Annotated in this window: 23 protein-coding genes and 3 tRNA genes; 19 read left to right on the forward strand and 7 right to left on the reverse strand. The window is 68.1% G+C overall.

The window, feature by feature from the left end:
* Positions 1 to 92 precede the first annotated feature (92 nt).
* Both BRW65_RS12330 and BRW65_RS12335 read left to right on the forward strand, forming a co-directional pair.
* On the forward strand, positions 93 to 1,091 hold the full coding sequence (locus BRW65_RS12330; protein ID WP_244168075.1) for a phosphotransferase family protein: 999 nt from the start codon (positions 93 to 95) through the stop codon (positions 1,089 to 1,091).
* Between the two features lie 19 nt (positions 1,092 to 1,110).
* Positions 1,111 to 1,605 carry a hypothetical protein gene (locus tag BRW65_RS12335; RefSeq protein ID WP_073874919.1) on the forward strand — a complete coding sequence of 165 codons (495 nt, stop codon included), beginning with the start codon at positions 1,111 to 1,113 and terminating at the stop codon, positions 1,603 to 1,605.
* 13 nt (positions 1,606 to 1,618) lie between these two features.
* Here BRW65_RS12335 and BRW65_RS12340 read toward each other — a convergent pair whose 3' ends face one another.
* Positions 1,619 to 2,269, reverse strand: a complete 651-nt coding sequence (locus BRW65_RS12340; protein WP_073874921.1) for a DUF1345 domain-containing protein — start codon at positions 2,267 to 2,269, stop codon at positions 1,619 to 1,621.
* A gap of 371 nt (positions 2,270 to 2,640) precedes the next feature.
* Between BRW65_RS12340 and BRW65_RS12345 the strand changes: the two genes are divergently transcribed.
* Positions 2,641 to 3,816, forward strand: a complete 1,176-nt coding sequence (locus BRW65_RS12345; RefSeq protein WP_084187799.1) for a DUF1611 domain-containing protein — start codon at positions 2,641 to 2,643, stop codon at positions 3,814 to 3,816.
* Positions 3,813 to 4,979 (forward strand): alanine/ornithine racemase family PLP-dependent enzyme, encoded by a 1,167-nt coding sequence (locus BRW65_RS12350; RefSeq protein ID WP_073874923.1) that lies wholly within the window; start codon positions 3,813 to 3,815, stop codon positions 4,977 to 4,979. The genes BRW65_RS12345 and BRW65_RS12350 overlap by 4 nt, the downstream gene beginning before the upstream one ends.
* 195 nt (positions 4,980 to 5,174) lie before the next feature.
* Here BRW65_RS12350 and BRW65_RS12355 read toward each other — a convergent pair.
* Together BRW65_RS12355 and BRW65_RS12360 are read right to left on the reverse strand one after the other, a co-directional pair.
* Positions 5,175 to 5,247, reverse strand: a tRNA-Arg gene (locus BRW65_RS12355).
* Between the two features lie 30 nt (positions 5,248 to 5,277).
* A tRNA-Ser gene (locus tag BRW65_RS12360) sits at positions 5,278 to 5,369 on the reverse strand.
* Between the two features lie 84 nt (positions 5,370 to 5,453).
* On the opposite strand from BRW65_RS12360, the gene hisC reads away from it, so the two are divergent.
* Positions 5,454 to 6,521: a histidinol-phosphate transaminase gene (hisC, locus tag BRW65_RS12365; protein WP_073874925.1), complete on the forward strand. Its 1,068-nt coding sequence runs from the start codon at positions 5,454 to 5,456 to the stop codon at positions 6,519 to 6,521.
* 11 nt (positions 6,522 to 6,532) lie between these two features.
* Complete coding sequence (locus BRW65_RS12370; protein WP_073874927.1) at positions 6,533 to 6,994, forward strand: DUF4334 domain-containing protein; 462 nt, start codon at positions 6,533 to 6,535, stop codon at positions 6,992 to 6,994.
* A gap of 96 nt (positions 6,995 to 7,090) precedes the next feature.
* Here the strand turns inward: BRW65_RS12370 and BRW65_RS12375 are convergent, their stop codons facing one another.
* Positions 7,091 to 7,675: a TIGR03086 family metal-binding protein gene (locus tag BRW65_RS12375; protein ID WP_208611798.1), complete on the reverse strand. Its 585-nt coding sequence runs from the start codon at positions 7,673 to 7,675 to the stop codon at positions 7,091 to 7,093.
* A 23-nt stretch (positions 7,676 to 7,698) separates the two neighbouring features.
* Here BRW65_RS12375 and BRW65_RS12380 point away from each other — a divergent pair, with 23 nt between their 5' ends.
* The 4 genes from BRW65_RS12380 to BRW65_RS12395 are packed head-to-tail and all read left to right on the forward strand — an operon-like array spanning position 7,699 to position 11,148.
* Positions 7,699 to 8,523, forward strand: a complete 825-nt coding sequence (locus BRW65_RS12380; protein WP_073874931.1) for a crotonase/enoyl-CoA hydratase family protein — start codon at positions 7,699 to 7,701, stop codon at positions 8,521 to 8,523.
* Positions 8,524 to 8,542: 19 nt separating this feature from the next.
* Positions 8,543 to 9,784 (forward strand): lipase LipE, encoded by a 1,242-nt coding sequence (gene lipE / locus BRW65_RS12385; RefSeq protein ID WP_073874933.1) that lies wholly within the window; start codon positions 8,543 to 8,545, stop codon positions 9,782 to 9,784.
* 29 nt (positions 9,785 to 9,813) lie between these two features.
* Positions 9,814 to 10,005 carry a hypothetical protein gene (locus BRW65_RS12390; RefSeq protein ID WP_073874935.1) on the forward strand — a complete coding sequence of 64 codons (192 nt, stop codon included), beginning with the start codon at positions 9,814 to 9,816 and terminating at the stop codon, positions 10,003 to 10,005.
* A gap of 36 nt (positions 10,006 to 10,041) precedes the next feature.
* Positions 10,042 to 11,148: a hypothetical protein gene (locus BRW65_RS12395; RefSeq protein WP_073874937.1), complete on the forward strand. Its 1,107-nt coding sequence runs from the start codon at positions 10,042 to 10,044 to the stop codon at positions 11,146 to 11,148.
* An 18-nt stretch (positions 11,149 to 11,166) separates the two neighbouring features.
* Here the strand turns inward: BRW65_RS12395 and BRW65_RS12400 are convergent.
* Positions 11,167 to 11,253, reverse strand: a tRNA-Ser gene (locus BRW65_RS12400).
* Between the two features lie 37 nt (positions 11,254 to 11,290).
* On the opposite strand from BRW65_RS12400, the gene BRW65_RS12405 reads away from it, so the two are divergent.
* Positions 11,291 to 12,259: an NAD(P)H-quinone oxidoreductase gene (locus tag BRW65_RS12405; RefSeq protein WP_073875084.1), complete on the forward strand. Its 969-nt coding sequence runs from the start codon at positions 11,291 to 11,293 to the stop codon at positions 12,257 to 12,259.
* A gap of 10 nt (positions 12,260 to 12,269) precedes the next feature.
* Here BRW65_RS12405 and BRW65_RS12410 read toward each other — a convergent pair whose 3' ends face one another.
* Complete coding sequence (locus BRW65_RS12410) at positions 12,270 to 13,466, reverse strand: cysteine desulfurase-like protein (protein ID WP_073874939.1); 1,197 nt, start codon at positions 13,464 to 13,466, stop codon at positions 12,270 to 12,272.
* A 129-nt stretch (positions 13,467 to 13,595) separates the two neighbouring features.
* On the opposite strand from BRW65_RS12410, the gene BRW65_RS12415 reads away from it, so the two are divergent.
* The 5 genes from BRW65_RS12415 to wzm are packed head-to-tail and all read left to right on the forward strand — an operon-like array spanning position 13,596 to position 18,732.
* Positions 13,596 to 15,572 carry a DUF6541 family protein gene (locus tag BRW65_RS12415; RefSeq protein WP_073874941.1) on the forward strand — a complete coding sequence of 659 codons (1,977 nt, stop codon included), beginning with the start codon at positions 13,596 to 13,598 and terminating at the stop codon, positions 15,570 to 15,572.
* 21 nt (positions 15,573 to 15,593) lie between these two features.
* Positions 15,594 to 16,100 (forward strand): bacterial proteasome activator family protein, encoded by a 507-nt coding sequence (locus BRW65_RS12420; protein WP_073874943.1) that lies wholly within the window; start codon positions 15,594 to 15,596, stop codon positions 16,098 to 16,100.
* Positions 16,101 to 16,110: 10 nt separating this feature from the next.
* A complete protein-coding gene (gene wzt, locus BRW65_RS12425) occupies positions 16,111 to 16,938 on the forward strand; it encodes a galactan export ABC transporter ATP-binding subunit Wzt/RfbE (RefSeq protein ID WP_073874945.1) in 828 nt (275 codons plus the stop codon).
* Complete coding sequence (gene glfT1, locus BRW65_RS12430; protein ID WP_073874947.1) at positions 16,931 to 17,905, forward strand: galactofuranosyltransferase GlfT1; 975 nt, start codon at positions 16,931 to 16,933, stop codon at positions 17,903 to 17,905. The genes wzt and glfT1 overlap by 8 nt, the downstream gene beginning before the upstream one ends.
* Positions 17,902 to 18,732 carry a galactan export ABC transporter permease subunit Wzm/RfbD gene (gene wzm, locus BRW65_RS12435; RefSeq protein WP_073874949.1) on the forward strand — a complete coding sequence of 277 codons (831 nt, stop codon included), beginning with the start codon at positions 17,902 to 17,904 and terminating at the stop codon, positions 18,730 to 18,732. The genes glfT1 and wzm overlap by 4 nt, the downstream gene beginning before the upstream one ends.
* Before the next feature lie 11 nt (positions 18,733 to 18,743).
* Here wzm and BRW65_RS12440 read toward each other — a convergent pair whose 3' ends face one another.
* A complete protein-coding gene (locus BRW65_RS12440; protein ID WP_073874951.1) occupies positions 18,744 to 19,109 on the reverse strand; it encodes a DUF732 domain-containing protein in 366 nt (121 codons plus the stop codon).
* Positions 19,110 to 19,186: 77 nt separating this feature from the next.
* On the opposite strand from BRW65_RS12440, the gene BRW65_RS12445 reads away from it, so the two are divergent.
* Genes BRW65_RS12445 through BRW65_RS12455 form a run of 3 tightly spaced genes read left to right on the forward strand, consistent with a single transcriptional unit; the run spans position 19,187 to position 21,166 of the window.
* Entirely contained in the window at positions 19,187 to 19,708 is a 522-nt protein-coding gene (locus tag BRW65_RS12445; RefSeq protein ID WP_084187800.1) for a 6-carboxytetrahydropterin synthase, read from the forward strand.
* Between the two features lie 43 nt (positions 19,709 to 19,751).
* Positions 19,752 to 19,967: a hypothetical protein gene (locus BRW65_RS12450; protein ID WP_084187807.1), complete on the forward strand. Its 216-nt coding sequence runs from the start codon at positions 19,752 to 19,754 to the stop codon at positions 19,965 to 19,967.
* Positions 19,968 to 20,026: 59 nt separating this feature from the next.
* Positions 20,027 to 21,166: an SPFH domain-containing protein gene (locus tag BRW65_RS12455; protein ID WP_073874955.1), complete on the forward strand. Its 1,140-nt coding sequence runs from the start codon at positions 20,027 to 20,029 to the stop codon at positions 21,164 to 21,166.
* Positions 21,167 to 21,259: the final 93 nt, after the last annotated feature.

Here is a 21,259-nt window from a genome sequence, read left to right on the forward strand (position 1 = left end):
TTGCAAAGGAGCGCTGGCATGACGGAAGTGTTCGCCCCGAGCGGCAAGGGTCGCGCGTGGACGCCGTGAACCTGGACGCCGTCGCGGCGTGGATGTCCGAGCGAGGGCTGGGCGCGGGCCCGTTGGAGGACGTCTCCCCCGTCACCGGTGGCACCCAGAACGTCATGCTGCGGTTCACCCGGGCCGGCCGCCCGTACGTGCTGCGGCGCGGGCCGCGCCACCTGCGTCCCCGGAGCAACAGCGTGATCTTGCGCGAGACGAAAGTGCTTGCGGCCCTGGCCGGTTCCGATGTGCCGCACCCGCACCTGATCGCCGCCTGCGAGGACACCGGCGTGCTGGGTGACGCCGTCTTCTATCTGATGGACCCGGTCGACGGGTTCAACGCCGGCGAGGGACTGCCACCGCTGCATGCGGGCGATCCCAGCGTGCGGCACGGCATGGGACTGTCGATGGCCGATGCGCTGGCCAGGCTCGGCGCCATCGACCATGTCGCGGTGGGTCTCGCCGATTTCGGCAAGCCGGAGGGCTTCCTGGAACGCCAGGTGCCGCGCTGGCTTGCCGAGTTGGACTCCTACAGCGAGTACGAGGGCTATCCGGGTCCGGACATCCCCGGCATCGACGACGTGGCGGGCTGGCTCGAGCGCCACCGGCCGACCGACTGGAGCCCGGGCATCATGCACGGCGACTACCACGCCGCCAACGTGATGTTCTCCCGCACCGGTCCGGACGTGGTCGCCATCGTCGACTGGGAGATGTGCACGATCGGCGACCCGCTGCTGGACCTGGGCTGGCTGCTGGCCACGTGGCGCCAGCCCGACGGTTCCAGCGTGTTCAGCCACGCCCTGGGCGGCCAGGACGGGCTGGCCAGCACCGGCGAGCTGTTTGAGCGCTACGCGGCCAACACCACCCGCGACCTGTCGCATATCACCTGGTACACCGTGCTGGCCTGCTTCAAGCTGGGCATCGTCATCGAGGGAACGCTCGCCCGGGCCTGCGCCGGCAAGGCCGAAAAGGAGGTCGGCGACCAGTTGCACGCGGGCACGGTCCACCTGTTCGAGCGCGCACTGGGCCTCATCGAGGGCGAGCGCTGATCCCCTAAAATCTCCCCTCGTGCCGCCTTACCCCGAGGAACCCGACTACTACTCCGAGCCCACCCAGTACGGCGGGTATTACGACGAGCCGACGCCCGAGCCCGAACCGCCGACGCCGTGGTACCGCCGTCCGGCGGCGCTGGTGGCGGCCGGCGCGATCGGGGTGATCGTGCTGGCGCTGGTGGCGTTCGCCGTCGTCAAGCTGGTGGCCGGTTCGCCCGCGCACAGCCCCGCGACGACGACCAGCACGACCACCACGATTCCGTCCACCACCGTGACCACCACCACGACCGAGCCGCCCCGGCACCACGGCGGTGGCGGCGGTGGCGGCGCGCCGACCGAGACGATCACCGAGACGGCCCCGCCCCCGAGCACCGACACCCCCACTCCCACCACAACGGAGCCGCCGAGCACCGTCACGGTTTCGCCGAGCACCGAGACCAGCACCGTCACGCAAACGGTGACCGTCCCGCCGCGCCGCGGGCCGTTCGGGGGTCCGTTCGGCGGGCGCTAGCGACCGGCGCGCCTCACAGTTTCGCGCTCAAGCCGGCGACCAGATTGATGGTGACCGCGAGGATGACCGCGCCGAGAAGGTACGACAGCAGCGCGTGGCGTAAGACCGTCGCCCGCAGCCGAGAGACGTTGATCTCGGTGTCGGAAACCTGGAAGGTCATCCCGACGGTGAACGCCACGTACGCGAAGTCGACGTAACGCGGCGGGTGCGGGTCGTGGAAATCGATGCCCCCGACCTCGTCCGAGTAATAGAGGCGCGCGTAGTGCGCGGTGAAAAGCGTATGCACGGCGAACCAGGAGGCCGCCACCGCCAGCACGCCGACGCCGGCTGCCGCGAGGGATTCCCTGCCCGAATGCGCGCCCGCGGCGACGACGTATCCAACACCGCCGAGACTGCCCACGCTGGCCGAGACGACGACCACGTCCGCAAGCAACCGCGTCGCGTCCTCGCGGGTGGCGTGGCGAGCGGTCCGTTCGGCATCCATCGGGGCGATGATCAGCCAACTCCACCCGACGTACACCGCCGCGGCAACAACCCAGCCGAGGAGCGCGAACCTCCACCCGGCGCCCTCACCGATCGCGACGGCGACCGCCATTCCGGTCAGCAGGGCGACGAAGAGCCGCACCGCGACGGTGTCGCGGGCAAGGCGAACGTAGGACGTCACAGCGTCGACTTTAAAGAGATGTCGACTTTGGACAGATGAGGCAGCCGAACCGAGCTTTCAAGAGCGCGCCCGAAGGGATTCGACCCCCTAACCCGGGCGGATCGCGCGCAGACACGATACGAGTTCAATTGCCGTCCACGTGGTGTCTGGAAGCGTGACTGTCGTCGTGGTTGTCGTCGGAACTGTCATCAGCTCACGCTATGGCGCCGGACGCACCGCGTGGCTCGGGGCGGGCGGAAGCAGGATAGGCCGATCCGATCGGGTATGGTTAACACACCGGTAATCTCGCCGGTCCTCAGGGAAGACCGTTGGAGGTTGGGCTTACGGCCCGCCACGATCCCGTCGCCTTCTGAGACTTCTCAGAGGATCTTATGTCTTCTCTCGCCTGCGGTACCCCTTCTCTCGGCGCGTCCGAACAGAGCGAGCGGATCCTTCCAGCGGCTCCCTTCGCGCTGCCTGGTGGTTCGACCGCGATCGTCTACTGCGAGGGCGTGTTCGGCGAACAGGACGGTAAGACCGCCAACGGCCTGGTCAGGCATTCGAAGAAGTACGAGATCCTCAGTGTCATCGACAGCATCCGGGCGGGAGTCGATGCCGGGAAGTTCCTCGACGGCATAGCGAACGGCATCCCGGTGCTGGCGTCGCTCGCCGAGTCCATCTCTCACGCCGGCCGCGTACCTGACTACCTGATCTGTGGGCTGGCGCCCGCCGACGGCCTACTGTCGGATGAGCAGCGGGTCGTGATGCTCGAAGGCATCGCCCGCGGGATGCACATCATCAACGGCCTGCATGAGTTCCTCAACGACGACGCCGAGTTCGACGCGGCAGCCGCGGACGCCGGCGTCACCATCACCGATGTACGCCGACCGAAGGCCAAGCGCGACCTGCACCTGTTCTCCGGCCGGATCTTCGACGTCACATGTCCAAGGATCGCGATCCTGGGCACGGACGGGGCGATTGGGAAGCGCACCACCGCCACGTTGCTGGTCCAGGCGCTGAACGCGCGGGGCATCAAGGCGGTCATGGTCGGCACCGGTCAGACCACCTTGATCCAGGGCGGCAAGTACGGCGTCGCGCTGGATGCGCTGGTCCCTCAGTTCTGCTCGGGCGAGGTCGAGCATCAGGTCGTCGCCGCGTTCGAGGGTGAGGACCCTGACGTGATCGTGGTCGAGGGCCAGGGCGCGCTCAGCCACCCCGCATACCTGACGTCGGCTCACATCCTGCGTGGCAGCCGCCCGGCCGGCGTGATCGTGCAGCACGCGCCGAAACGCAAAGTCCTCGGCGACTTTCCGATGGTCTCGATGCCGACCGCGGCCAGCGAGATCGCACTGATCGAGGCGTTCGCCGAGACCCGCGTCATCGGGGTCACGATCAACCACGAAGAGATGACCGAAGACGCGCTGACCAAGGCGATCTCCGAGCATCGTTCGCAGCTCGGCCTCCCGGTCACTGACCCGCTGACGCGCCCGGCGTCGGATCTGGTCGATATGGTGCTGGCGGCCTTCCCCTCCCTCGCGGTCGTGGCCGACACGTCCACCCCGGTGTGACGCTTCGGATCGCGACCGATCTCGACAAGGTCGAGCAGAACACGCGGATCCTGGTTGACCGGCTTGCCTCAACGGGCATCCGAGTCACCGGGATAACCAAGGCCGTGTTGGGCTCGCCGGGAGTCGGCGCGGCGATGCTGCGCGGCGGCGCCGGCGGCCTCGGCGATTCCCGGGTGACGAACCTCGCTCGACTGGCCGGGCTCGACGGATCCCGGTTACGCACGTTGATCCGCTCACCCATGCTCAGCCAGGTGGCACGGGTCGTTGAGTTCGCCGACGTCAGTTTGAACACTCAGGCCGTCGTCTTGGCGGCGCTCGATCAGGCCGCGTTCGAGCAGAAGCGCATGCACGCCGTCGTGCTCATGGTCGAGCTGGGCGACCTGCGCGAGGGCATCGCGCTCGCCGACGTCGGCGAGGCCGCGCGGACTGTCCTCGGTCACGCTTCCCTCCGGCTGGTAGGGGTCGGCGCCAACCTCGCTTGTCAGAACGGTGTCACGCCCGACGACCGGAACATGGGCATCCTCTCCGGCCTCGCCAACGACATGGAGGCACTGCACGGGATCTCGCTCGACGTCGTCTCGGGTGGCAATTCGGCGAACCTGAACTGGGCTCTGCACACCCACGATGTGGGCCGGATCGACGAGCTCCGGCTCGGCGAAGCCATCCTTCTCGGCGTCGATCCGCTGTACCGCACACCGATCCCGGGCCTGCACACGGACGCCTTCACCTTGACAGCCGAAGTCATCGAGGTCGCCATGAAACCGGCTCAACCCTGGGGAGATCGTGCTCAGGCGGCCTTCGGCGAGGCGCCGGTCCGCACCGGCAGCGGGACCGTGCACCAAGCAATCCTGGCCCTCGGTCGCCAGGACGTGGACCCGGACGGTCTGCAGCCACCCGAGGGCATCACGATCCTCGGGATGAGCAGCGATCACCTGATGGTTGACCTCGGCGATCACCCCGTCGCGGTCGGCGACGAGATCGACTTCGGTGTCGCCTACGGGGCACTCGTGCGGGCGATGACGTCGCCCTTCGTCACCAAGGTCGAGCACTTCGGCCGTTCCGTCACACCCGAGGTGACCCAGGTGCCAACACCGATCCAAGTTTCGACCCCCCGCTCAGTGCCGGAGGCCCATGCCGGTGGCGACCTGCCTTACCTACCTTGAGTGCCTGCTTGACAGCGCAAGCTCACTCGCTGTCCTGGGCGGGTGTTAGCGGGCAATTGATCGAAGGACGAATCCTAAAGAAGGGGGCGGGCGCTACATAGGACGTCGAAGCCGGAGGTTGGACGATGGTCAAGACTGTCGTCAATGAGCGCCCGGGCAGCTTCCCGCACTGACGGAAAGGGCCTCCGAATTGAGCGCGCCCGAAGGGATTCGAACCCCTAACCTTCTGATCCGTAGTCAGATGCTCTATCCGTTGAGCTACGGGCGCCAGTGTTCAGTTGTCTTGCATCGTGTTCCTTGGCGGAGGCGAGAGGATTTGAACCTCCGGTCCCCTTTGAGGGGGACAACTCATTAGCAGTGAGCCCCATTCGGCCGCTCTGGCACGCCTCCCTTGGACTGTTTGAGGGTACCCGACCCCTTTCCGGTCTCGCGGAACCGGCCATAGCGTACACATTTGCGACATAAACTGTCGAAGTGACTGCTCGCTTGCGTCCCGAACTGGCTGGACTGCCAGTCTATGTGCCCGGCAAGAACGTGCCCGGCTCCATCAAACTGGCCAGCAACGAGACCGTGCACGGCCCGCTGCCCAGCGTGCACGCGGCGATCGAGCGCGCGGCTGCCGTCGTCAACCGCTACCCGGACAACGCCAGCGTGGACCTCAAGGCCGCGTTGGCGATGCACCTGGGGTCCGACGTCGCCCCCGAGCACATCGCGGTCGGCAGCGGTTCGGTCACCCTGTGCCAGCAGCTGGTGCAGATCACCGCCGCCGCCGGCGACGAGGTGATGATCGGCTGGCGCAGCTTCGAGTGCTACCTGCCGATCATTCAGGTGTCCGGCGCGACCACCGTCAAGGTGCCGTTGACCGACCACACGCACGACCTCGACGCGATGCTCGCGGCGATCACCGACCGCACCCGGCTGATCTTCGTGTGCAACCCCAACAACCCGACGTCCACGGTCGTCGACCCCGACCACCTGGCCCGCTTCGTCGAGGCCGTGCCGCCGCACATCCTGATCGCCATCGACGAGGCGTACGTGGAATACATCCGCGACGGCATGCTGCCGAACAGCTTGGAGTTGGCCCTGGCCCGCAGCAATGTGGTTGTGCTGCGCACCTTTTCGAAGGCCTACGGGTTGGCGGGCCTGCGCGTCGGATATGCGGTCGGCCACCCCGAGCTGATCACCGCGCTGGACAAGGTCGTCATGCCGTTCGCCGTGACCAACGTCGGGCAGGCGGCCGCGATCGCGTCGCTGGAGGCGTCCGGCGAACTGGCGGCCCGCACCGACGCCCTGGTGGCCGAGCGCACCCGCGTCAGCGCCGCGCTGCGCGAAGCCGGGTTCACCCTGCCGCCCTCGCAGGCCAACTTCGTGTGGCTGCCGCTGGGCGCTCGTACCGAGGACTTCACCCAGCAGGCCGCCGAGGCGCGCCTGGTCGTGCGCCCGTTCGCGGGCGAGGGGGTGCGCGTCACCATCGGTGCGGCCGAGGAGAATGACGCCCTGTTGCACTTCGCCTGCGACTGGATTTCCCGCACCGAACCGTAAGGAGTGGTCCATTGGACTTGGCGCGCAAACTGTTCACCGAGTTCAAGGAGCGCGGCGGCGAGATTCCCGATACCGAGCTCGACGACTTCTGGGCCAGCCTCGAGCCGGCGACGATCGAGGGGATGCTGGGCGAGTGGAAGGGCGGCGAGTTCCGCACCGGCCACCGGATGAACGGCCAGCTCGAGAAGGCAGGCTGGTTCGGCAAGACGTTCACGTCGCCCCGCGACGTGCAGCCGCTGGTCTGCCTCGACGCCGACGGCAACAAATTCTCGAACGTGGAGATGGGCAAAGGCGAGGCCAGCCTGTGGCTCGAAGAGTTCCGCGGTGAGGTGACCGCGACGATGGTCTACGACGGCCAACCGGTGCACGACCACTTCAAGAAGATCGACGACGACGCCGTGATGGGCATCATGAACGGCAAGGGCGTCAGGGACAACGGCCGGTATTACTACTTCTACCTCGAACGGGTCTAGCGTCTCGGCCTAGCGTCTCGGCCTTCGAATGTGCGGCTGGCCGCACATTCGCCGACCAGTGTGCGGCTGGCCGCACGTTCGGCGGATGAGGGCGAGCTACCGGGCCGGGTTGCGGCCGGTGAACGCGACCAACCGCTCGAGCGCGCCGGCATCCTCGGGCACGTCGACCGGGTCGTCGAACCCGGCGCCGCCGCGAAACTCCGGCCTGATGACCTCACGGGCCAGCCCCAACACGTACTCGGACAGCGGTTCGGGTGCGTCGATCTGGTGTCCCACGGCGGCGGCGTAATCCCAGGCGTGGACCAGGAATTCGATCGACAGCAACGCGCACGCGGTCTTGGCGGGTATCTCGCCCTTGCCGAACGGCACCGACCCGTCCAGGCCGTGCCGATGCCAGGCATCCAGCGCGGGCCGGGCGACGGTAACCACCTGCTCCTCGACGGAGTCGCCTTCGTCGCTCTCCGGAATCTCCGCGCCGACCATGCCGCCCATCGCCGTGATCGAGGCCAGCAGGTGACCGGTCAACTGCGCGATGTCGAACTCCGCGCACGGCGTCTGCCTCGACAGGTCGTCGGCCGCGATCGTGTGCAGCGCCCGCTGCAACACCCCGAGCGTGTCCTCGGCGCTGTGCAGTTCGTCGGTGGGCGGGGAATCGGGACCGGGCCGCAAATCAGGAGCCATATTTGCCACGCTACGGTCTCGATATGGCGCAAGCATACGAATCCGTCACGGTGGAGACGAAGGATCACGTCGCGCAGGTGACGCTGATCGGACCGGGCAAGGGCAACGCGATGGGCCCGGCGTTCTGGTCCGAGATGCCGGAGCTGTTCGCGACGCTGGACGCCGACCCCGAGGTGCGGGCCATCGTGCTGACGGGTTCGGGCAAGAACTTCAGCTACGGCCTCGACGTCCCCGCGATGGCTGGCTCGTTCACCCCGCTGCTGTCCGGGGACGCGCTGGCCGGCCCGCGGGCGGTCTTCCATCGCGAGGTCAAGCGCATGCAGGCCGCGATCACCGCGGTCGCGGATTGCCGCACCCCGACCATCGCCTCGGTGCACGGCTGGTGCATCGGCGGCGGGGTAGACCTGATCTCGGCGGTCGACATCCGCTACGCGAGCGCCGACGCCAAATTCTCGGTGCGCGAGGTGAAGCTGGCCATCGTCGCCGACGTCGGCAGCCTGGCGCGCCTGCCGTACATCCTGAGCGACGGGCACCTGCGGGAATTGGCGCTGACCGGTAAAGACATCGACGCGGCCAGGGCGGAGAAGATCGGCCTGGTCAACGACGTGTACGACGACGCCGAATCGACCCTGGCCGCCGCGCACGCCACCGCGGCCGAGATCGCCGCCAACCCGCCGCTGACCGTCCACGGGGTCAAGGACGTGCTCGACCAGCAGCGCGTCGCCGCGGTCTCGGAGAGCCTGCGTTACGTCGCCGCCTGGAACGCCGCCTTCCTGCCGTCGAAGGACCTTACCGAGGGCATCGCGGCGACATTCGAGAAGCGGCCGCCGCAGTTCACGGGCGAGTGAGGCACGTACCCTCTCTGAGGTGACGACGACACCAGACGGCAGGATCCGCCTCCCGGCTGACTTGGACGCGGTGACGGCGATCGGCGCCGAAGACCACTCCGAAATCGACAGCGCCGCCGTCGACCGCATCTGGGCGGCCGCGCGGCATTGGTACCAGGGCGGCTACCACCCCGCCATCCAGCTGTGCATCCGCCGGCACGGGCGCGTCGTGCTCAACCGGGCGATCGGCCACGGCTGGGGCAACGCCCCGAGCGACCCGCCCGACGCCGAGAAGATCCCCGTCACGCCCGACACACCGTTCTGCGTGTACTCGGCGGCCAAGGGTATGGCGGCGACCGTCGTTCACATGCTCGTGGAGCGCGGTGTCTTCTCGCTCGACGACCGGGTGTGCGACTACATCCCCACGTTCACCAGTCATGGCAAGCACCGCATCACCATCCGCCACGTCATGACGCACAGCGCGGGACTGCCCTTCCCAACCGGCGCCAAGCCGGACGTCAAGCGGGCCGACGACCACGAGTACGCGCAGCAGAAGCTGGGCGAGCTTCGCCCGCTCTACCGGCCCGGGCTGGTGCACATCTATCACGCGCTCACCTGGGGACCGCTGGTGCGCGAGCTCGTTTATGCGGCCACCGGCAAGGAGATTCGCGAGATTCTCGCCACCGAGATTCTCGACCCGCTCGGCTTTCGCTGGACCAACTTCGGCGTATCCCAGGAGGACCTGCCGTTGGTCGCGCCGAGTCACGCGACGGGGCGGCCGTTGCCGCCGGTGGTGGCCCAGATCTTCCGCAAGGCGATCGGCGGAACCGTGCACGAGATGATTCCCATCACCAACACCCCGTTGTTTCTCACCACCATCATCCCGTCGTCCAACACGGTCTCGACCGCGCACGAGATGTCCCGGTTCGCCGAAATCTGGCGTCGCGGAGGCAATCTCGACGGCGTCCGGGTGGTGAGCCCCGAGACGATGTACGGCGCGATCAAGCAATGCCGCCGACTGCGACCCGATTTCGCGGTCGGACTGCAGCCCGCCCGATGGGGCACCGGCTTCATCCTCGGAACCGACCGGTGGGGACCATTCGGACGCAACGCCCCCAACGCTTTCGGCAACCTCGGGCTGGTCAACATCGCGATCTGGGCCGACCCCGCGCGGGGCCTGGCGGCCGGCGTCGTCAGCAGCGGCAAACCCGGGCGCGACCCGGAAGCGAAGCGCTACACGGCCCTGATGGACACGATCACCGCCGAGATCCCCACCGATTGAGGGCCCCCTCGGGTGGGAACACTGCGCGCATGGCTACCTACCGAGTGCTCAACCCGAAGGGCGACGTGGTCGCGACCAAGGACATCGAAAGCGCCGACAAAGCGCACGCGTGGTTCGCCGACGAGGCCGTTGAGGGCAACGAACTGGGCTGGCGCATGGAAGTCGAGGCCGACGGCGAGTGGCGCTTCTTCGACACCAGCGAAGGCGATCGCAGCTACTAGGGTTTGTCTGTCGATCGGTGGGGCACCCGAAAAGGCATGGATTCTGATCGCTTCCGCAAGTTGCTCGACGCTTCCGGGCCGTTCGCGTCGGTCTACTTCGATGATTCGCATGACACCCACGACGCCGAAGCTCAGCTCGAGCTCAAGTGGCGGGCATTGAAAGAAGACCTCGAAAGGCAGGGCGCCGCCGAGGCGCTCGTCGAGGAGATCGGGCGCGCGGTGATGGACCTTCGGCCGGCTATCGGGCGCAGCGGCCGCGCCGTCGTGGCCGGTGCGGAGGGCGTGCTGCTGAACGAACGCCTGCTGAGGTCGACAGCGCAGCCGATCGTCCGGTTGTCCGAATTGCCTTACCTCGTCCCGATTGTCGAACACGGCTTTCACCGCCCCGACTACCTGGTGGTGGAGGTCGACCATACGGGCGCCGACATCACCCGGCAGGTCGGTGGCGGCGTGCGCTCCGAGACCGTGGACGGCGGTGGGTTCCCCGTCCACCACGCCGCGGGCGCCGAAACGGCCGGGTACGGCGATCCGCAACTGCGCACCGACGAAGCCGCGCGCAAGAACATGCGCGCCGTCGCCGACCGGATCGCGGAGCTGGTCGACGCGGCGAACATCGACGTCGTCTTCGTCGTCGGTGAGGTCCGCTCCCGGTCGGATCTGGTCGCCGAACTGCCGGAGCGGATAAGCCAACGCGTGGAACAGCTGAACGTCGGGGCGCGCCACAGCGGACATGACGCCGACGAGTTGCAGCGCGCCATCGAGGCCGGCTGCCTGCGCCGGCATCTGAGCGTGATCGACGACGCCGCTGAGCGTTTCACCGCCGAGGTGGGTCGGCAATCCGGGCTGGCCGCCGAGGGGCTGGACGCGGTGTGCTCGGCCCTGCGCCAGGGCGCGGTGGACACGTTGATCATCGGCGACATCGGTGACGCCACCGTGGTCGCCAATGCCGACCTGACGACGGTGGCCCCCAACGAGAACGTGCTGTCGGAACAGGGCGCGGCCCCGGACAGGACGCTGCGGGCCGACGAGGCGCTGCCGCTGTTCGCGATTTCGGTCGGGGCGGCGCTGGTGCGCACCGACGAGCGGATCACCCCGGCCGATGGCGTCGGTGCGCTGCTCCGCTACGCACCGACGCTGCATTAGGCCGCCGGCTGACATCCGCGGTGGCGGAGGGATTTGAACCCCCGGACGGTGTTAGCCGTCTCTCGCTTTCAAGGCGAGTGCATTAGGCCGCTCTGCCACGCCACCGCTGATTAGGGTAACCGGACTCGGTAGCGTGGCCACCATGCGCGCAATCGTCGCCGAATCCCCCGACCAGCTTTCCTGGCAAGACGTGCCCGACGTGTCGGCCGGCCCCGGCGAGGTGCTGATCAAGGTCGCCGCGGCCGGCGTCAACCGCGCCGACGTACTGCAGGCCGCCGGCAAGTATCCGCCGCCACCGGGCGCCAGCGAGATCATCGGCATGGAGGTGTCCGGCGTGGTCGCCGACACCGGTGACGGCGTGGCGGGTTGGTCGGCGGGACAACAGGTTTGCGCGCTGCTCGCCGGCGGCGGATACGCCGAGCACGTCGCCGTCCCCGCCGGCCAGGTGATGCCGATTCCCGATGGCGTGGACCTCGTCGACGCCGCCGGGCTGCCGGAAGTGGCGTGCACGGTGTGGTCCAACCTGGTGCTGACCGCGCACTTGGGCACAGGGCAGTTGCTGCTGGTGCACGGCGGGGCGAGCGGCATCGGGAGCCACGCGATTCAGGTGGCGCGGGCGCTGGGTGTGCGGGTGGCCGTCACGGCCGGATCGGCGGAGAAACTGGAATTCTGCCGTGAGTTGGGCGCCGAGATCACGATCAACTATCGCGACGAGGACTTCGTCGAGCGGCTGCGGGAAAGCGGTGGGGCCGACGTCATTCTCGACATCATGGGCGCCGCGTATCTGGACCGCAATATCGACGCCCTGGCCACCGACGGCCAGCTGGTCATCATCGGCATGCAGGGCGGCATCAAGGGCGAGCTCAATATCGGCAAGCTCTTGATGAAGCGCGCCCGGGTCATCGGCACCACGCTGAGGGCGCGGCCGGTCACCGGGCCCAACAGCAAGACGGAGATCGTGCAGGCGGTGATCGGGTCGGTGTGGCCGATGATCGCCGACGGCCGCGTCCGCCCGATCATCGGCGCCCGCCTGCCCATCCAGCAGGCCGGTGAGGCACATCAATTGCTGACCGAGGGCAAGGTGACCGGGAAGGTTGTGCTGACGGTTTAGCCGGCGCTCGTCAGCCCAGGGATGCCAGGGCGCGCACCAACTGGTCGACCTCGGCCGTCGTCGAGTAGTGCGCCAGCCCGATGGTGACGGCGCCGCCGATGTCGTTGACGCCCAGCACGTCGAGCGCGCGGGAGTTCTCGCACGTGACGGCCAGAATCCCGTTGTCCGCCAACCGCTGCACCACCCGCTCGGCGGGCACGCCGTTCAGCGCGAAGCTGACCACGGGTATCCGCACCTCCGGGCGGCCGATCACCATGACCAGCGGCAGCGAGCGCAGCGCCACCATCAGGTAATCGAAGATCCGGTTCATGTACAGGCCGGCCGATTGCATCGACACCGACAGGCGCTCGCGCCGGCTGCCGCGGGCGGACTCGTCGAGCGCCGCCAGATACTCGATGCTGGCGACCACCCCGGCCAGCAGACCGAATTGGTGCGCGCCGACCTCGAGCCGCGCCGCGCCGGTGGCCTTGGGGTCGGTGGAGATGGAACCGAACGAACTGAGCAGCGCCGGGTCGCGGAACACCACCGCGCCGATCGGCGGGCCGCCCCACGCCAGGGCGTTCACCGCGACCACGTCGGCGTCGGTTTCCTTCACGTCGAGCAACCGGTACGGCGCGGCGGCGGAATGGTCGACCACCACCAGCCCGCCGACGTCGTGCACCAGCTTGGTCATGGCCCGCAGGTCGGTGACCGTGCCCAGCGCGGCGGACGCCGAGGCGACGGCCACCAGCCTGGTCGACTTCCCGATCAGGCCCTCCCACTGCCAGGTGGGGAGCTCGCCGGTTTCGATGTCGATCTCGGCCCACTTCACCTTGGCGCCGTAGCGGTGCGCCGCCCGCAGCCACGGGGCGATGTTCGCTTCGTCGTCCAGGCGGCTGACGATCACCTCGTAGCCCAGCCCGGCCCGCGACGAGGACGCCTCGGCCAGCGCGGAGAGCAGGATCGCCCGGTCGGCCCCGAGCACCACACCGGCCGGGTCGACGTTGAACAGGTCGGCCACCGCCGCGCGCGCCGCCTCCAAGATGGCGGCGCTGCGCTGGGCCGAAGGGTGCGCGCCCACCGTGGTGGCGCTGGATCGCCGGAACGCCGTGGAAACGGTGGTCGCGACGGAGTCGGGGATCAGCATTCCGGTCGGCGCGTCGAAGTGCACCCACCCGTCACCCAGCGACGGATGCAGTCCGCGCACCCGGGCGACGTCGTAAGCCATGCCAGCCACCTTAGAGCTTGCGCATTTCCGCGAAACTGTGACCGTAGCGGGTGCCTTGAAAGGGTCCAAGCCGTTCCGGCCAACCGGTGGCTTCCCGAGGCAGGACACCCGGCCAGCCATACTAGTCGAGTGGGCCTTTGGTTCGGAACGCTGATCGCATTGTTCTTGCTGATAGCCCCCGGAACGGTCATCGCGCGAATCAGTCAGCTGAGTTGGCCCATCGCGGTCGCGGTCGGCCCCGCGCTGACCTACGGCGCGGTCGCGCTGGCGATCATCCCGTTCGGCGCCGTCGGCATCCCGTGGAACGGCTGGACCGCGCTGGCCACGCTGGTCGCCGTGTGCCTGGGGATGGTCGTCCTGCAGCTGCTGCTCGGTCGCTACCGCGACACCGAGGCCGAAGCCCGCGGGATCGGCCGCTGGCCGGCGCTGGCGGTGGCCGCCGGGGTGCTGCTCGGGGTGCTGCTGATCATGTGGGCCGCCTATCGCGGTCTGGCCGCCCATTGGCAGACCATCCCCAGCACCTGGGACGCCGTCTGGCACGCCAACGAGATCCGGTTCATCCTCGACACCGGCCAGGCGTCGTCGACGCACATGGGCGAGCTGCGCAACGTCGAAACACACCAGACGCTGTACTACCCGTCGGTGTTCCACGCGCTGGCCGCGGTGTTCTGTCAGCTCACCGGCGCCGCCCCGACCACCGGCTACACGCTGAGCTCGGTGGCCGCCTCGGTCTGGCTGTTTCCGACCAGCGCGGCGATGCTGACCTGGAAGCTGCTGCGCCCCCACTGGTCGGAATGGCGCACCGCCGGCGTCGCCGCCACCGCCGCGGCGCTGTCGGTGTCGTTCACCGCCCTGCCCTACGTCGAGTTCGGCGTGGCGGCGATGCCCAACCTGGCCGCCTACGGCGTCGCCGTCCCGACGTTCGTGCTGATCACCTCGACGCTGCGCCACCGCGATCGCATCCCGCTGGCGGTGCTGGCCTTCGTCGGGCTGATGTCCGTCCACCTGACCGGCGGGTTCATCGTCATCTTGTTCCTGGTCGCCTGGTGGTTGCTGGATGTGTTGTGGCATCCGGTGCAGGGCCGTATTCCCGACGCGGTGACGCTCGCCGGCGTCACCGTGGCCACCGGGCTGATCCTGCTGCCGCAGTTCATCAGCGTCCGCCAACAGGAAGACATCATCGCCGGGCACTCCTTCCTGACTCACCTGAGCAAGAAGCGCGGCCTGTTCGACGCCGTCTTCCAGCACTCGCGGCACCTCAACGACTTCCCCTACCAGTACGGGCTGATGGGGCTGGCGATCGCCGGCGGGCTGGTCTTCGCCTACAAGAAGATCTGGTGGCCGCTCGCGGTCTGGCTGCTGCTCGTGCTCGTCGACCTCGACGCGGGCACCCCGCTCGGCGGCCCACTCGGCGCGCTGGCCGGCGCCTTCGGGGAGTTCTTCTACAAGGATCCGCGCCGGATCTCGGCGGCGATCACCTTGCTGCTGATGCCGATGGCGGGGCTGGCCCTATTCCTGGTGGTGACGGCGGTGGTTGGTGCGGCCAAGCGGGCCGCCGACCGCCGATTCAAACCGTTGCCCGCGCCGGCCTGGACCGCGGCCACGGTTGTCGTGCTGTTGGCGACGACCGTGCTCACCGCACGCCACTACTTCTATCGGCACCTGGTGTTGTTCGGCGACAAGTACGACTCGGTGATGATCGACCAACGCGACCTGATGGCCATGGCGTACCTGGCGACGCTGCCCGAGGCGCACACCACCGTCATCGGCAACGCCAACACCGACGGCACGGCGTGGATGTACGCCGTCGCCGACCTGCACCCGCTGTGGACCCACTACGACTACCCGCAGCAGATGGGCCCCGGCCCCAATCGGTACATCTTCTGGGCCGGCGCCCGCAAGGGCGACGCCGACCCGCGGGTGGTCGAGGCGATTAAAGCGCTCAATATCAGGTACATCTACACCAGCACCCCGACGGTCCGGGGCTTCGCCGTACCCGACGGGCTAGTCTCACTGGATAAATCGAAGTCGTGGGCGCTGATCTACGACAACGGTGGAGCCCGAATCTACGAATGGCGCGGAATCGGCGCGGCGCCGCACCCTTAGTCCGCAAAGGATGGTGAAGGATTGAGTACCCGCAACGACGACGATGGCATCGAGATCATCGGCGGCGTCGACCCGCGGATCACGGCGGTAACGGAGGACGACTCCGACGAGCGCTCCCTGACCGACCTCGTTGAGCAGCCCGCCAAGGTCATGCGCATCGGGACGATGATCAAGCAGCTGCTCGAGGAGGTGCGGGCCGCACCGCTCGACGAGGCCAGCCGCAACCGCCTGCGCGAGATCCACGCGACCAGCATCCGCGAACTGGAAGAGGGCCTGGCGCCGGAACTGCGCGAGGAGCTCGACCGCCTCACCCTGCCGTTCAACGAGGACGCGGCGCCGTCCGACGCCGAATTGCGGATCGCCCAGGCCCAGTTGGTCGGCTGGCTGGAGGGCTTGTTCCACGGCATCCAGACCGCGCTGTTCGCCCAGCAGATGGCCGCGCGAGCGCAGCTGGAGAACATGCGCCAGGGCGCGCTGCCCCCGGGCGTCGGCAAGCCGGGCGGCTCCGGACACGGTCAGTACCTCTAAGCGAAGCACGGTGGCGGGCCCTCACATCGAGACGCACAACGCGTGGGTGGAATTCCCCATTTTCGACGCGAAGTCGCGCTCCCTCAAGAAAGCCTTCCTGGGCAAGGCGGGCGGCACCATCGGCCGCAACAGCTCCAACGTGGTCGTCGTCGAGGCGCTGCGCGACATCACCATGTCGCTGGAGCTGGGCGACCGCGTCGGCCTGGTCGGCCACAACGGCGCGGGGAAATCGACTCTGCTGCGGCTGCTTTCGGGGATCTATGAGCCCACCCGCGGCTGGGCGAGGGTCACCGGCCGGGTCGCGCCCATCTTCGATCTGGGCGTCGGCATGGACCCCGAGATCTCCGGCTACGAGAACATCATCATCCGCGGGCTGTTCCTGGGGCAGACCCGCAAGCAGATGATGGCCAAGGTGGACGAGATCGCCGAGTTCACCGAGCTGGGTGATTATCTGTCGATGCCGCTGCGCACCTACTCCACCGGGATGCGGGTGCGGCTGGCCATGGGCGTGGTCACCAGCATCGACCCCGAAATCCTTTTGCTCGACGAGGGTTTGGGCGCCGTCGACGCCGACTTCATGAAGAAGGCCCAGTCCAGGCTGCAGAGCCTGGTGGAGCGGTCCGGAATCCTGGTGTTCGCCAGCCACTCCAACGAATTCCTCGCCCGGCTGTGTAAGACGGCGATGTGGATCGACCACGGCGTGATCCGCATGTCCGGCGGCATCGAAGACGTGGTGCGCGCCTACGAGGGCGAGGATGCGGCCCGGCACGTGCGCGAGGTGCTCGCCGAGACGGCCGCAGACAATCCGCTGGCGCAAAGAGCATCCGGGGATGAGTGACTCCATCTTCGCCGTCGTCGTCACCCACCGGCGCCCGGACGAACTGGCCAAGTCACTGGGCACCCTGAGCAGCCAGACCCGGGTGCCCGACCATCTCATCGTCGTCGATAACGACGGGTGCGGTGACGGCCGGGTCCGCGACCTGGTGGCCGGCCAGCCCATCCCGACCACCTACCTGCCCTCCCGCCGAAACCTCGGCGGCGCAGGCGGTTTCGCGCTGGGCATGCTGCACGCGCTGGCCCACGGCGCCGACTGGGTATGGCTCGCCGACGACGACGGGCGACCGCAGGACTCGAACGTGCTGGCCACGTTGCTGGAGTGCGCCGAAAAGCACGGCCTGGCCGAAGTGTCGCCGATGGTATGCAATATGGACGACCCGGAGCGGCTCGCGTTCCCGCTGCGCCGCGGCCTGGTATGGCGTAGGCGCGCAAGCGAATTGCGTACCGAGTCGGGACAGGACCTGCTGCCGGGGATCGCGTCGCTGTTCAACGGCGCGCTGTTCCGGGCGTCCACACTCGAGGCGATCGGCGTCCCCGACTTGCGCCTGTTCATCCGCGGCGACGAAGTCGAGATGCATCGGCGGCTGGTGCGGTCGGGCTTGCCGTTCGGCACCTGCTTGGATGCGATCTACCTGCACCCGTGCGGCTCGGCGGAATTCCGGCCGATCCTGGGCGGCCGCATGCACACCCAATACCCCGACGACCCCAGCAAGCGGTTCTACACCTACCGCAACCGCGGCTACCTGCTGTCCCAGCCCGGCCTGCGCAAGCTGCAGCTTCAGGAGTGGGTCCGGTTCGGGTGGTATTTCCTGGTGACCCGCCGCGATCCCAAGGGCCTGGCCGAGTGGATTCGGTTGCGGCGCTTGGGCCGTCGCGAACAGTTCGGCAAACCTCGTGGCGGGTCGTCGCGAACAGTCGAAGCCGGGCGAAGCGGGTCGCCACCATCGGAGCCGGGAGGATCGGCATGACGTTTCTGGACGCCGCCGCCCAGTCGCGGACCTTCACCCGCGCCCGCGGCGACCTGATCGCCGGCTTCCGCCGGCACGAGCTGTGGCTGCACCTGGGCTGGCAGGACATCAAGCAGCGCTACCGTCGCTCGGTGCTGGGCCCGTTCTGGATCACCATCGCGACCGGCACCACCGCCGTCGCGATGGGCGGCCTGTACTCCAAGCTGTTTCACCTCGAGCTCGCCGTCCACCTGCCGTACGTCACGCTGGGCCTGATCGTCTGGAACCTCATCAACGCCGCCATCTTGGAGGGCGCCGACGTCTTCGTCGCCAACGAGGGACTGATCAAGCAACTGCCGACGCCGCTGTCCGTGCACGTGTACCGATTGGTGTGGCGGCAGATGATCCTGTTCGCGCACAACATCGTCATCTACGCCGTCATCGCGGTCATCTATCCCAAGCCGTGGTCGTGGGCGGACCTGTCGGTCATCCCGGCGCTGGGGCTGATCGTGCTCAATTGCATTTGGGTGTCACTGTGTTTCGGCATCCTGGCCACCCGGTACCGCGACATCGGCCCGCTGCTGTTCTCCGTCGTGCAGTTGCTGTTCTTCATGACGCCGATCATCTGGAACGACGACACGTTGCGGCAACAGGGCGCCGGCCGCTGGTCGCGGATCGTCGAACTCAACCCGCTGCTGCACTATCTCGACATCGTCCGCGCGCCGCTGCTGGGCGCCCACCAGGAGCTGCGGCACTGGGCCGTGGTGGTGGGGCTGACCGCCGTCGGCTGGGTGCTGGCGGCGTTCGCGATGCGGCAATACCGCGCCCGGGTCCCGTACTGGGTCTAGCGATGTAGCGCTCACATGAGGGGCGGCAGCGGATTGAGCCAGTCCAGCGAACCGTCGATCTGCCCCTTGTACTGCGGGCAGTAGGCGGACACCGAGAGCCCGACGAAGAACCCGGCTTGCCGCGCCGAAAGGTTGGTGTCCTTCATCACCTTCATCGCCACGACGCTGGATTTCTGGTTCCGGTCGAGCCCGGCGCAGACGGCGCGGCCCATCGCGATCGCGGTGCCCGGGTCGTTCATGACGATGCCGTTGGCCGCCAGGGCGCCCACGAAGGCGTCGTCGGACGGGTCGGCGACCGCCGGGGCAGCAGCGACCAGCGCGACGACGGCCAGCGCGGCCGCGGCGACCGTCGACCTCGTTACCGGACCGACGTTCATATCCACCACGATAGGCCGCGATCACCCTCCAAGAATTCATAGAGGATCCCGCAAGGCCGGCGCCCGACGCTGTGCCCATGCGTAACACCGCTTTCGCCGATGGGGCCCGCGTGGCCACGATCCACCGCGCCGACGCGCCGCTGGGCCGCACCGCCAGGTTCCACTTGCGCAGGTTGTTCGACAACCTGCCCTGCTGCCACCGCTCGTGGGCCAACCACGGCAAGCGCTTCTTCCTGCACGGGTACGAGCGGGCCTTCGACATCGAGTTCGCCTGCGCCGAAACCGAAGCCGACACCGACGCGGTGATCGACGAGGCCACTCTGGACGAGGTCAAGACGGCGCTGCGGGGCCAGTTCGACCACACCACGCTGATCGCCGTCGACGACCCGCAGCGCGACCTGTTCGAGTTGCTGGCCGACCGGGGCGTCATCGACCTGCGGATCATGGACGACACCGGGATGGCGGGCACGGCCGCCTGGACGTTCGAGACGGTCGAAGGCATCGTCGCGCGGGCGACCGGCGGCCGCGTCTGGGTGTCCCGGATCAAGGCGCGGGAGAGCCGCAACAACGTCGTCACGCTCACGGCCGGCCCCGTTTAGACGAAATCCGACGCTCGCAATGCCGATGCGGGAGTATGCGTTCGTGAGCGACGCCTCGGCAATCGGTTGCGTTGGGACGTTGACCGTGGCGACCCGCGGCGCCCGCGGCGCCGGGGAGGTGCTGGTCACCGTGCGGGGCGCCAAGGAGGCCTTCCTGGCGTGGTCCGACCATCCCCTGCCGAAGGGCGCCCAGGTGCTGGTGGTGGAGGTCAGGGGTGCCCGGACGGTGGTCGTCGAACCCTGGCACGGCCTCGCCTGATCCGAATTGACCACCCGGCTTCGCCGGGATACAACAGCGAAACCCAAAAAGGAGTCCCCATGCTCGGTTACAAAGTGCCCTCCCCCGACGAGGCGATGCTCGTCTCGGGCGGCCGAAGCAAGAACAACGCCCCGTTCCGCGTCGTCACCGGCCACGGCGCCTTCATCATGCCGTTCTTCCGCAAGGCGCGCTTCCTCACGCTGGCGATGTGCGAGGCCGAGGTCGCCGAGAAATGCGTGACCCAGCAGGGCATCACGCTCAACGTCCGGGCGGTGATCGCCTTCAAGGTCGGCAACGACACCGAAAGCATCATCAGCGCGGCCCAGCGATTCCTGTCCGAACAGGACCAGATGTCCGTGCTGACCGGGCGCATCTTCGCCGGCCACCTGCGGTCGATCATCGGCTCGATGACCGTCGAGCAGATCATCCGGGAACGCCAGAAGCTGGCGACCGAGGTCCTGGACGGCTCCAAGGAGGAGATGGCCCGCATCGGCCTCACGGTCGACGCGCTGCAGATCCAGTCCATCGACGACGACGGGCTCGGCTACATCAACGCGATGTCGGCGCCGCACAACGCGGCCATCCAGCAGCAGGCGCAGATCGCCCAGGCGCAGGCCAACCAGGCGGCCGCCGAAGCCGAGCAGGAGTCGCAGCGCAAACAGGCCGAGTTCGCCCGCGAGACGGCGATCGTCAAGGCCCAATACAAGGCCGAGGTAGACAAGGCCCAGGCCGAGGCCGCCCAGGCCGGCCCGCTGGCAGAGGCCGAGGCCCAGCGCGAGGTGCTGCAGATGCGCACCGAGCTGGCCCAGCGCGCCGCCGAACTGCGCCAGCAGGAGCTGGTCGCCGAGGTGGTCAAGCCCGCCGAGGCCGAGGCCGAACGCGTGCGGATCCTGGCGGTGGCCGACGCCGAGAAGATGAAGATCCAGGCCGAGGCGGCGGCCTCGCACAACCGCGTCGCGCTGGACAAGGCGCTGATCGATCAGCTGCCCGAGATCGTGGAGAAGGCGGCGCGGGGGCTCGCCAACGCGAACGTGACCGTGCTCAACGGCGCGGAGGGGCTCACCGAGGTGGCCAGTGGGCTGGTCGCCCAGGGCAGGGCGATATTCGACGCCCTGCGGGGCACCGTCGACTACTACGACGACGAACCCGCCGCGCCGCCGCTCACCACCAACTCCGAATCGGGCTCGACCAGCCACTGAGCAAAAATTGCCGCTTGTTCAATAACAGTGGCGGCGGCCCCGTCGTGGTGCAACACTGGAACGCCACCTGAGCAAACTGGGCGAAAGGTCCGA

Source organism: Mycobacterium paraffinicum (assembly GCF_001907675.1).
GTDB lineage: Bacteria > Actinomycetota > Actinomycetes > Mycobacteriales > Mycobacteriaceae > Mycobacterium > Mycobacterium paraffinicum_A.

Bases quoted from the DNA above. Each gene is read 5' to 3' on its own strand.
- BRW65_RS12330 (WP_244168075.1), top strand. From the start codon at position 93: ATGTCCGAGCGAGGGCTGGGCGCGGGCCCGTTGGAGGACGTCTCCCCC.
- BRW65_RS12345 (WP_084187799.1), top strand. From the start codon at position 2,641: ATGTCTTCTCTCGCCTGCGGTACCCCTTCTCTCGGCGCGTCCGAACAG.
- BRW65_RS12375 (WP_208611798.1), bottom strand. From the start codon at position 7,675: ATGGCTCCTGATTTGCGGCCCGGTCCCGATTCCCCGCCCACCGACGAA.
- BRW65_RS12380 (WP_073874931.1), top strand. From the start codon at position 7,699: ATGGCGCAAGCATACGAATCCGTCACGGTGGAGACGAAGGATCACGTC.
- BRW65_RS12390 (WP_073874935.1), top strand. From the start codon at position 9,814: ATGGCTACCTACCGAGTGCTCAACCCGAAGGGCGACGTGGTCGCGACC.
- BRW65_RS12395 (WP_073874937.1), top strand. From the start codon at position 10,042: ATGGATTCTGATCGCTTCCGCAAGTTGCTCGACGCTTCCGGGCCGTTC.
- BRW65_RS12405 (WP_073875084.1), top strand. From the start codon at position 11,291: ATGCGCGCAATCGTCGCCGAATCCCCCGACCAGCTTTCCTGGCAAGAC.
- BRW65_RS12410 (WP_073874939.1), bottom strand. From the start codon at position 13,466: ATGGCTTACGACGTCGCCCGGGTGCGCGGACTGCATCCGTCGCTGGGT.
- glfT1 (WP_073874947.1), top strand. From the start codon at position 16,931: ATGAGTGACTCCATCTTCGCCGTCGTCGTCACCCACCGGCGCCCGGAC.
- wzm (WP_073874949.1), top strand. From the start codon at position 17,902: ATGACGTTTCTGGACGCCGCCGCCCAGTCGCGGACCTTCACCCGCGCC.
- BRW65_RS12440 (WP_073874951.1), bottom strand. From the start codon at position 19,109: ATGAACGTCGGTCCGGTAACGAGGTCGACGGTCGCCGCGGCCGCGCTG.
- BRW65_RS12445 (WP_084187800.1), top strand. From the start codon at position 19,187: ATGCGTAACACCGCTTTCGCCGATGGGGCCCGCGTGGCCACGATCCAC.
- BRW65_RS12455 (WP_073874955.1), top strand. From the start codon at position 20,027: ATGCTCGGTTACAAAGTGCCCTCCCCCGACGAGGCGATGCTCGTCTCG.